At 57.8% G+C, this 9137-nt stretch carries 15 protein-coding genes; 4 read left to right on the forward strand and 11 right to left on the reverse strand.

The window, feature by feature from the left end; all coding sequences use genetic code 11:
- Positions 1-245: 245 nt before the first annotated feature.
- The gene (locus CNX70_RS21770; protein WP_096237027.1) at positions 246-1673 is read left to right on the forward strand and encodes a tyrosine-type recombinase/integrase; all 1428 of its coding nucleotides are present in this window, start codon (positions 246-248) and stop codon (positions 1671-1673) included.
- A gap of 55 nt (positions 1674-1728) precedes the next feature.
- Complete coding sequence (locus CNX70_RS28725; protein WP_208624453.1) at positions 1729-2019, forward strand: excisionase family protein; 291 nt, start codon at positions 1729-1731, stop codon at positions 2017-2019.
- A 439-nt stretch (positions 2020-2458) separates the two neighbouring features.
- Here the strand turns inward: CNX70_RS28725 and CNX70_RS21780 are convergent, their stop codons facing one another.
- The 4 genes from CNX70_RS21780 to CNX70_RS29010 form a co-directional block, all read right to left on the reverse strand.
- Complete coding sequence (locus CNX70_RS21780; protein ID WP_096237029.1) at positions 2459-2701, reverse strand: hypothetical protein; 243 nt, start codon at positions 2699-2701, stop codon at positions 2459-2461.
- A gap of 10 nt (positions 2702-2711) precedes the next feature.
- A complete protein-coding gene (locus tag CNX70_RS21785; RefSeq protein ID WP_167389704.1) occupies positions 2712-2894 on the reverse strand; it encodes a hypothetical protein in 183 nt (60 codons plus the stop codon).
- Positions 2895-2962: 68 nt separating this feature from the next.
- Positions 2963-3433: a hypothetical protein gene (locus CNX70_RS21790; RefSeq protein ID WP_157751214.1), complete on the reverse strand. Its 471-nt coding sequence runs from the start codon at positions 3431-3433 to the stop codon at positions 2963-2965.
- 31 nt (positions 3434-3464) lie between these two features.
- The gene (locus tag CNX70_RS29010) at positions 3465-3647 is read right to left on the reverse strand and encodes an SOS response-associated peptidase family protein (RefSeq protein WP_244198909.1); all 183 of its coding nucleotides are present in this window, start codon (positions 3645-3647) and stop codon (positions 3465-3467) included.
- Between the two features lie 295 nt (positions 3648-3942).
- Between CNX70_RS29010 and CNX70_RS21800 the strand changes: the two genes are divergently transcribed.
- Both CNX70_RS21800 and CNX70_RS28395 read left to right on the forward strand, forming a co-directional pair.
- Positions 3943-4233: a hypothetical protein gene (locus CNX70_RS21800; RefSeq protein WP_157751216.1), complete on the forward strand. Its 291-nt coding sequence runs from the start codon at positions 3943-3945 to the stop codon at positions 4231-4233.
- A gap of 130 nt (positions 4234-4363) precedes the next feature.
- On the forward strand, positions 4364-4651 hold the full coding sequence (locus CNX70_RS28395) for a hypothetical protein (RefSeq protein WP_157751218.1): 288 nt from the start codon (positions 4364-4366) through the stop codon (positions 4649-4651).
- 688 nt (positions 4652-5339) lie between these two features.
- Here the strand turns inward: CNX70_RS28395 and CNX70_RS21810 are convergent.
- From CNX70_RS21810 to CNX70_RS21840, 7 genes are all read right to left on the reverse strand, one after another.
- On the reverse strand, positions 5340-5636 hold the full coding sequence (locus tag CNX70_RS21810) for a hypothetical protein (protein ID WP_096237039.1): 297 nt from the start codon (positions 5634-5636) through the stop codon (positions 5340-5342).
- Positions 5633-6028: a hypothetical protein gene (locus tag CNX70_RS21815; RefSeq protein ID WP_096237041.1), complete on the reverse strand. Its 396-nt coding sequence runs from the start codon at positions 6026-6028 to the stop codon at positions 5633-5635. The genes CNX70_RS21810 and CNX70_RS21815 overlap by 4 nt, the downstream gene beginning before the upstream one ends.
- Entirely contained in the window at positions 6025-6489 is a 465-nt protein-coding gene (locus tag CNX70_RS21820) for a D-Ala-D-Ala carboxypeptidase family metallohydrolase (protein ID WP_096237043.1), read from the reverse strand. Before CNX70_RS21820 ends, CNX70_RS21815 begins: the two co-directional genes overlap by 4 nt.
- Positions 6486-6725 carry a hypothetical protein gene (locus tag CNX70_RS21825; protein ID WP_096237045.1) on the reverse strand — a complete coding sequence of 80 codons (240 nt, stop codon included), beginning with the start codon at positions 6723-6725 and terminating at the stop codon, positions 6486-6488. The genes CNX70_RS21820 and CNX70_RS21825 overlap by 4 nt, the downstream gene beginning before the upstream one ends.
- A gap of 2 nt (positions 6726-6727) precedes the next feature.
- Positions 6728-7060, reverse strand: a complete 333-nt coding sequence (locus CNX70_RS21830; protein WP_096237047.1) for a peptidase M48, Ste24p — start codon at positions 7058-7060, stop codon at positions 6728-6730.
- A 67-nt stretch (positions 7061-7127) separates the two neighbouring features.
- Positions 7128-8282 carry a tail fiber domain-containing protein gene (locus CNX70_RS21835; protein WP_096237049.1) on the reverse strand — a complete coding sequence of 385 codons (1155 nt, stop codon included), beginning with the start codon at positions 8280-8282 and terminating at the stop codon, positions 7128-7130.
- A complete protein-coding gene (locus tag CNX70_RS21840) occupies positions 8283-9137 on the reverse strand; it encodes a hypothetical protein (protein ID WP_096237051.1) in 855 nt (284 codons plus the stop codon). It abuts the gene before it with no gap.

A 9137-nucleotide genomic window follows, 5' to 3' on the forward strand; every position in this document is an offset into this window, starting at 1 on the left:
CTGGGTTTCTATACAGCTTGCGCTGTAACTCCTTGAATCTTATGGTCGGGACGGGAAGATTCGAACTTCCGACCCCATGCACCCCATGTGAAAAAATGATGTACGAGCACGTACATCAATATCAAACAATGCAACAAATAATCATTAAAATTCAACGGCTTAGAAAATTTACATGTACGGCGACGTATGAGGAGATACACTAGCAACCAATATTATTTAAGGCACGGTTAAGGCACGGAATCGATATGGCGAAAATGACGGCGAATCAGGTGGCTGCACTCAAGCCCAAGGAGAGGCCCTATAAGCAAACCGTGGATACCGGATTGCAGTTGCGCGTTGCCACTAATGGCGTGAAGACTTGGGTGATCCAGTATGTAGTTTCAGGCAGGCAGCGCGAGCTTCGATTGGCGCGTCCGTTCGGCACCACCACCAGCGATGGCTACATTTCGCTCGCAGATGCGCGAGATGAAGCGGCGAAGGTTCGTGCAATGGCGCGCGCCGGTATCGATATTCAGGTTCAGGAGAAAGAACGGCGCGCCGCCATCGGGCAGGCCAAGGCCGAGGCAGCCGCTGCGCAGTCTGCGATGGAAGCCATCAGCAAGGCCTCGGCCCTTACGGTACAAGATATGTTCGATGCTTGGATAACCGACGGCGTGCGCCGCAAGGATGGCAACGCCATGCTCAAGCGCATGTTCGCCACCGACGTGCTGCCGGCGATAGGCGCCGTGGCCATCAAAGACGTGACAGAGCACCACTTGCGCGCCGTGCTGCGCGCCATGGTCGAGCGAGGCGTCAATAGGTCGGCCGTGATGCAGCGAAACAGCCTGACGCAAATGTTCGCCTGGGCCCGCAAGCGGCAGCCGTGGCGCAAGCTACTGGTCGACGGCGATCCGATGGAACTGATCGAAATCGACAAGATCGTCAGCCCCGACTATGACCTCGGCAATATACGGGACCGCATCCTGTCGGCCGACGAGATCCGCGAGCTGCACACCATCATAGCCAGGATGCACACGGATTACGACGCCGCGCCGAACAAGCGCATAGTGCAGCAGCCGCTAGAAGCGACGACCGAGCGCGCTATCTGGATCATGCTGTCGACCATGTGCCGCGTCGGCGAAACCGCGAAGGCACGCTGGGAGCATGTGGACCTGGCCGCCGGCACTTGGTTTATCCCGAAAGAAAACGTCAAGGATAACGTGGCCGACCTGACCGTCTACCTGTCGGCGTTCGCACTGGACCAGTTCCAGCAGCTGCACGCGCACACTGGCCATAGCGCCTGGTGCTTCCCAGCCCGGAACAATGAAGTCAGCATTGAGGGCAAGTCGATCAGCAAGCAAGTCGGCGACCGCCAGTCGATGTTCAAGAAGAACAAGGACGGCATGCCACGCGCGCCACTGAAGAATCGACGCAGCGACGACACTCTGGTGCTGGCCGGTGGCAAGAATGGCGCCTGGACACCGCACGACCTACGCCGCACGGGCGCGACGATGATGCAGGCGCTGGGCATTTCGTTGGAGTTGATCGACCGCTGCCAGAACCATGTGCTGCCGGGCAGCAAGGTGCGGCGGCATTACATGCTGCACGACTATGCGGATGAGAAGCGGGCGGCTTGGGCGGCACTGGGAGCAAAGCTGGAAGGGGTGATCGTCGGCCAAACCTTCGGCCAATGATTGTCAGCAAGCAACGTGCTCATTTTTGAGCGGGTCATCACCAATAGAGATTCGGATGAGCATTGAGGATCAACTAGAGGCGGCGCACGAGGCGTTGCGTTGCATCGCAAAGGAATGGCGTGCCCAAGTCTTGCGCCGCGAGCCCGAGATAAAAACCATCGAGAACTATCCCTTGGAATGGGTCAAGCTCGAACGGTATGCGGAAATTTCCGGCGATACCGTCGACGCCGTCCAGGCGCGACGTAAGGCTGGAAAATGGCTCAACGGAAGGGAATGCAAGCTGGTGGATGGCCGGCTCTGGATAAATATTCCTGCAGTGTCACAATGGATTGAAGAATGGAAATAACCTTGGAGGGATAAGGGGTGCTAGCAACCGAAATGAACCGTCAGCAGATCTGTGCCGCACTCGGCGTAAGCGAGTCGACCATTCGCAGGTTGGAACGAGCCGGGCTACCTTTTACACCTGTTGGGCCCCGCTCTAAACGCTACAATTTTGACGAGTGCAAGGCATGGCTGAGAGAAACCTATCGGCCAAGTGTAGCGAAACCGGGCAATGGCACTAGCGCAGAAAACCTATCGAGAATGGGAAGAGAGTTCTCGGAATCCTGCAGAAAGGTGCGCTTGCGAGTAATGCCGAGCTCTTAGCATCAGGGCGAAATCTGCAGCTCAACTACGGCAGCGCGGCCATCGGCTGCCAGGTCATCGTGCTGGTCGATCAACAACAGCGCGTGTCAGGCCGGGCATCCGCCGGGCGATCTTGCCCGGCACGCTGATCGGCCGTCGGCTCATTCAGGTGGTTGCATTATGGCAAAGCAAGGCTCGCCGTCCAGCCGCACCCGAAGCGAGGCACGGATCAGCCCGGACATGCCGACGCGCGGCCCCAAGCTGCGCTCCAATTCATCGGCCGCCGCTGCGATCTCACGCAGGCGCCGAACCTCCCATAAAAGCACGCGCACATCGGCCGAGTCGTTGCGACCTTGGATTTCTTTCAGTTGCTCGATGCTGAGCGGCGCCCGAATCCTACTCATTACCACCTCTTCATAGCACGTTTAGATCGGTCCACATCAGTTCTGCAATGGATGGCTCCTCGTCCAGCTCAGCACGCAAAACATCACGGATCATCGCTGCCGCACCATCAGTTGGCCCCAGGCTGCGCTCCAGCTGGTCCGCCTTGGATACGATTGCGCGCAGGCGCCTGATCTCACGCAGCACGGCGCGCATGTCCCGCGAATCGCTACGGAGCCGAATTTCCACCAGCTCGACTGTAGTTAGGGGCGTTTGAGAATTTCTCATGACCGCATCGGTCGAACGTTCCTGGTATCGGTTTCCAGCTCTGGCATGGCCAGATCCACCGCGCAAAGCCACGACTGCGCAAACTCGACCACCTGACCTTCCGCGTTCGTTGTTCGCTCGAAGCCGGCCAAAGTGAATTTCCCGTCGTTCGCCCATACGATGTGCGGATCAAGTAGCTCCATGTAGGGGCCTGGCCTGCCGGGCTGCGTAAGTCGCGCCACCTTCACAGGACGCCGTAGCCCTTGGTCGGTTACGTCCATGATAACCAAGCAGCCGGAATACTTGACGGTATATCGGTCGGACAGCATGCGCCGCTCGACGGCCACGCCAGCCTTCCGCATCAGAACCACTCTTACTTTCATAGTAATAACACCAAATAACTGTATATAAACACAGTATATTCTCGGGCATTGAAAACCAGAAGGCGAAATTTGTAACTGGAAGAGACCGCCCTGCTCCGCTGACATGCATGCGCCGGCAAGGGCCAGCGGTCCACCGTCAGCGCACGGGCTTGCCGGTTGCATAAGTGGACTCAAAGAAATTGGCGACAGGGATAGTGCAGAACTGCTTGCGCTTACAGGCACTACGGAAAGATGGCTTGCTGGCCACCGTCTCGGTGCGGGCGTTGTAGGTCTGACAGGCCAGCTTGTGTTCGGCCCAGTGGGGCACCATGCTGAACATGGCGGGGGGCGACTTCCAGCTCACCAGGGACTTCGTACGAGGCGCACAGGATTGGAGCCATGTAGCCGGGCCAAGCCTCGGGCGGCAAGTCGAGCAGCGGCTATGCTGTCCGCAACCCTTCTCCGACCTACTTTTTAAGGTCGGGACGTAGTGGGCATACATGTCACTACATCAACTGTTTTTTTGCAAGAGTTCGACTCAGCTATAATAACAAAACAGTATTTTCAGCTATCGGAATTGGTACTAAAATGTTTCTGCAAATCTACCCCTATCAGCCAACTTGATGGAGATACCCTTGGATAGCAATCAAACGGTGCAACATGGTGAATATGAGTATCGCATCGCCAGCTACAGGAGGTCGGACGGAATGTATCAGGGGGTGATCCTGCTTACCGCTCATGCAGGCATCCAATACTCTCCAATTATTGAAATCCCAACACCTAGCGTATTTAAGGCGGATCGCGCGGCAAGGATCGAAGCTTCGGCTCTCGCTTGCCAACTTATAGAAACTGGCGCGATGATTGCGCTCGTGCCACAGGATGGCAAAACCAGTTCTTGGCCGGTGGAGTCTGCGCCCTCTCTATAGGGCAGGTGGAAATTTTACCTATGCTTGATTTATATCAAGATTACGTTAAATATAAAGGGAGCCGATGACATATGATTACCGCTAACCTCATCCCGGCGCATGTAGTCATCACAACACAATCGAAGAGCCTATGGACACAGCGAAACTGAATCACCTGAACGGCTACGATTATCAGTTAAATGCGTACCTAACGGCAGAAGGCACCTTTCGCGGAATGATTTTATTTACTGCAATCTCGGGCAAAGCGCTCGTTCCTCACGTTAAAATTCCGACTCCCACCACCTTCAAATCAGATCGTGCCGCGCGAATTGAAGCCTCAGCGTTGGCGTTTCAACTGATACACACTGGTGCGATCAGAGTACTTCTCCCCCATGATGATGCGCAGAGTTCGACGGCGTCACTGCAGACAACCTCTTAGATTTCCAGTTTTCAGTAGGCAGCAACTGGCCGCATCCGTCGTCCTTCATATGCCCAGAGGATTGTCTATTACGAACACTTGGCAAGCCCGGGCCGTTGCAGCCACTTCCTCCGTCCGAAGGATCAAGGCTTGAATATCTTGCGCCACTGTGTCAGGAAGTAGTCAGCCGGCGGTATCGGCTGTAGCGCCTCCTTCGGCGCCACTGCCACCGGCCGGGGCGGCAGGTCCAGCACTTGCACAGAAGGCGGGCTTGCGCATGCGCTCAGCAGCAAGGCGAGCGAATATGGGCAATGGGCTTTCGTGAAGCGGCGCAAAAAGGCGCTCGGATAATATATGATGAAAATCACAAGAAAGTAACCTATAATCAGCAGGGAATTGCGCACTAGGTAGCGCAAACATATTTTACGGAGAAGCTCATGGAGCCGAGTCAGTTGTACTCCCTAGAAGGATATGATTACCAATTGGCTGCATATCCAACACCGCAAGGCGGCCATCGAGGATTAATTCTTCTTCAGTCATTTTCTGGAACGCCGTTCTCCGCGGCAATTAAAATTCCGACCCCAACCAATTTTCGAACAGATCGAGCAGCAAGAATCGAGGCATCGGCACTAGCGTATCAGCTGATACTTACGGGCGCGATCAAGACACTTATCCCGCATGATGAGAGCCCGAAATAGGCAGGAAGCAATCAGTGATCGACATCGGCTACTGACTGGGTGCATCCGGCGACAATTGCCTCCAGCTCACCCTCAGACTTCCGGCCACGCGGCCAATCTCGCGCCATCGCCAAGACGATCTCGCCGTCCGTGGCCGCCGGCGTCAGTCTGTCGAATTCGTAGACTGGGCGCTGCGGCAGCACCTTTAAACATGGCGTAAAGACAGGAACTTCGACCAGCTGCGGCGCCGACGGCAGGCTGCCGCAGCCGGCCAGCAGCGCGGCAAGAATAATTTTTGGAATAATTTGTCGCGCCATTCGGTGTTTCATCGCAAGCCCTCCAGCAGCAGCCTGACGGCCGGCATCGCCTCGTCGCAAGTCGTAGCGCGCGCGCCTGCGATCTGCGCCAGCGCCACGTCGTACTTCTTTCCCTTGGCAGCGGCGGCCGCCTGCGCCGCCGCGCCACGCTCCTGCGCCGCCAGGGTTGCCTTGGCCATGCCATCGATGGCGCGGTTTTGCTCGCTGATCGACGCGCGTAGCTGCGCGCTGATGCCCTGCTCCTGCACCAACGCAGCGCGCGCGGCGTCACGGTCGCCGGCTGTCAGCCACCAGCCGGTGCCAGTGGCACTGGCCACCAGAAGCAACGCGGCGGCCAGGATGATGGCAGCTGCCTTCCAGATGCCGCTGACGGCGCCGGCCGCCAAAGCGCCCAGAGCGCTCATGGCCGCACCTGCAAGATGCCAGCGCGCGTGCCGTGGCGGTCGATGGTGATGATGCGGTTGATCGGCTTGGCCACCATCTTTGTGCTGACATGCACCCAAGTAAGCTCGTTGATGATCTGGCCGATGCCGAACTCGTCCAATTTCGGCAGCAGCGCCTGGCATACCTGGTATGGCGTCATGCGCAGGGCCTTGAAATCAGCTGCGCAGCCGCGCACATGGTCGCTGCCATCGCTGCTGCCGATGCCCCGATTCACTGGAATCGAGCGGTAGCCGCTGATATTGGTCAGCGGCGTATCGATGCCGGTGCTGGCCGTCAGGTAATTGCGGATGCGCTGCAGCAGCTCGGCCGTACGCCGCAATTCCGCCAGCACGGCCGGTGTCGGCGTGTTTTCGACGCCATGGCGCGCGGCCCAGTCGGACGCGGTGAGTTCCTGCAGGGTGAAGTTTTTCGTCAGATTCATTTTGCACCTCGACGGTTGAGCGTCATATTCACCGCCACGCCTGCAGCGATCATCAGCTCGAAAATCTCCCGATCAGAGATAGCCGACATAATCCCGCACGCCGAGCCGCACGCCAGGACGACATTCCCGACGCGGGAGATCATCGCCGTTTCGCCATCCATTTTGTTCAGTATGACGACGCACAGGTACAGGACGTAGAGCCAGACTGCCGCCTGGATGATTGAAATAATTGTCATGATTATTCCTTTGTCTCAGGTTGATCGGGCAAGATCGGCAGCTTGGCGCTACGCGTGCGGTCGATCAGGGCGAAAAATACAGGCACGGCGCGCATGGCGCCCAGCCCCCAAAAGAACGCCATGGCGCCGGCCAGCTCGGCAGGCGCGCCCAGGTAGTGAATGGCTAGCGGTGTGGCCGCGCAGGAAACAGCGCCGCCGACGAGGAACGCCGCGACCGCCTGTTTTTTCGTCATTTCCTTGGCGTAGCTCAGCGACGCGGCCGAGCCGATAAATCCGCCGATCAGCACGGCGTAGGAAATGCCGGCGACGGTATTGCTTTGTGCATCAGGTGCCATAAGGCCTCTCAGGTGGTGGAAATGAAAAAACCCGCCGAAGCGGGTTTGTGGTGGTGCGCTGAATTTACTACGCAGATTCCAGCGCGGCCAGCCGCGCCTCGTGTCCGGCCGCGATAAACATGGCCAGCTCGTCGTAGCGGAACGCGTATCGGTCGCTGGCTTCTCGCGTGACTTCCGTATACGCGGGATGAGCGTCAATGGCGGGATGATCTCCGTGGGCAGGCCGCGCCTCAACTGCGGGATGCTCGATAACCTGCTGCTCCCACGTGTCGTGGCAGATAAAGCCGTAATTAAACGGGTCCAAGCCATGAGCCAGCATAATCTCGATAGCGGCCTGCACAGTCGGGCCGATATGCTCGCGCGCCGCATCGCCCTTGCAGTCGACAGCATCCCGCCAGCGGTAGACACCGATGGCGCGAGCCAAGTGACGGGCGGCCGCGATCTCGGCCGAGGTCAGATCGCGAAAATCGCATTTCAACCGGGCATCAGACGTATTGATCGTACCGGTGCGCGCGTAGATAGTTCTATATGCAGTAGCAGCTAACCCGATGTCATAGGTATTATCAGTCAGCGGCGAAATATCATGGGAAATGATTCGCGTGTCAAAATAAGTTATCGAAGGCGTTACTGTAATCACATTTGTCGTGCCCAGCTTCAGCCCCCACATGCGAATCGCCGAAATAGCGTCAGCCGGAGGATTGACCCCGCTACCTAAAAACTCGATTGGTTGCGGGAGCCACATTGTGGATTCCATGTACAACCCGAGCACAAAGTATTGCCCTACATAAACATATACGGTCCCGTCAGCGCCAAATTTCACATCCGCGATAGTGTTATTCGTCAATCCGCCGATGGAATAAAACGAGCCGCGAAATTTTCCGTCGTTATCATTGCGCACCAAGATAGTCGTCACCATCGCATTAGACGAACCATCCAGTGCAACATAGGGACTAGTGCCTGACAGCCGAATGGTTGCCTCCGTCGAAATTTTCTGAGGATCGAGTTTTGCCACTTTCCACCATCCATTCAACAGGGCCGTCCCTGTGCTGCCCGGAGCAGCCTCAGTGCAGGCAATGCTTATGGTAGACGATGATACAACCGGGCCTGTGAGCGTACCGCCCGTCAGCGGCAGGGAGTTGTACGGCCCGGCTGCAAATGCGCTATACAGCTGGTTCAACCGCTCATTGACGTTCGGCATGCCATCGTAAAAATAATCAGCCATTTAAATTCCTTCGATTTGGAGTGGTGCAGAATAGGTTTCAAAGTACGGCGTGGCCACCGCATCGATATTGCTGGCCTTGCCATACAGCATGTGGTCCTGCTCCAGCAGCGGATCCGGGTTTTCCGGGAATAGGCTGAACAGCATGGCCCGATCCTTGCCGTTCTCGCGCAGGATGCGCATGAATCGGGCGCGGTCGGTCGGCGTCAGGTGCGCCAGGTTGATGCTCAGCTTGTCGCTGGTCGGGCGAATTTGCGTCTTGAGGTCGCCGGCACCCGTGCGGTAGTCTTCGCTGGCATCCTGCAGTTGCAGCTGCGCGCCATACTCGGCGTTGTGTTCCGGCGACCAGTAGTTGCCCGCCACCAGGCGCGATATTTCCAGGTAGCCTTCCGGGCTTTGCGGGGCAGATACCTCGATCACCAGTTGGCGCACACGCACTGGTGCGAACCAGGCCACGCCGTCGGCGCCGCCGCCGCGCGCCCAGGTACTCACGCCTCCCCATTTGTAGGCGTTCCAGCCCAGCGGCAACACGCCCCAGGGATAGGAGCCATGCACGGCAGCCGGGCATGGGAAGATGCTGCCTGTATCGAACACCGGCGCGGCGTCGCCTGGCTGGGCGTAGCAGCGAACGCGCATGCGCGCGCTTCTGGTCATGTTTGTGAAGATCAGCGCCACGCAGGCAATGGACTCTTGTGTGGGCCAGGTGGCGGTGATCGTTTGCGCGGTGCCGGTAGCACGCAGCACCGCTGACTTGCGTTCGCGCTGCAGGTTGGCCGGGCCCAGTGCGCCAGCCTGGCTCGATGCCGTCAGCACTGCCCTGTCGGCGGCGTTGTCATAGATGATGCGTAGGTTGGTCAT

The organism is Janthinobacterium svalbardense, from assembly GCF_002327145.1.
Taxonomy (GTDB): Bacteria; Pseudomonadota; Gammaproteobacteria; order Burkholderiales; family Burkholderiaceae_D; genus Janthinobacterium; species Janthinobacterium tructae.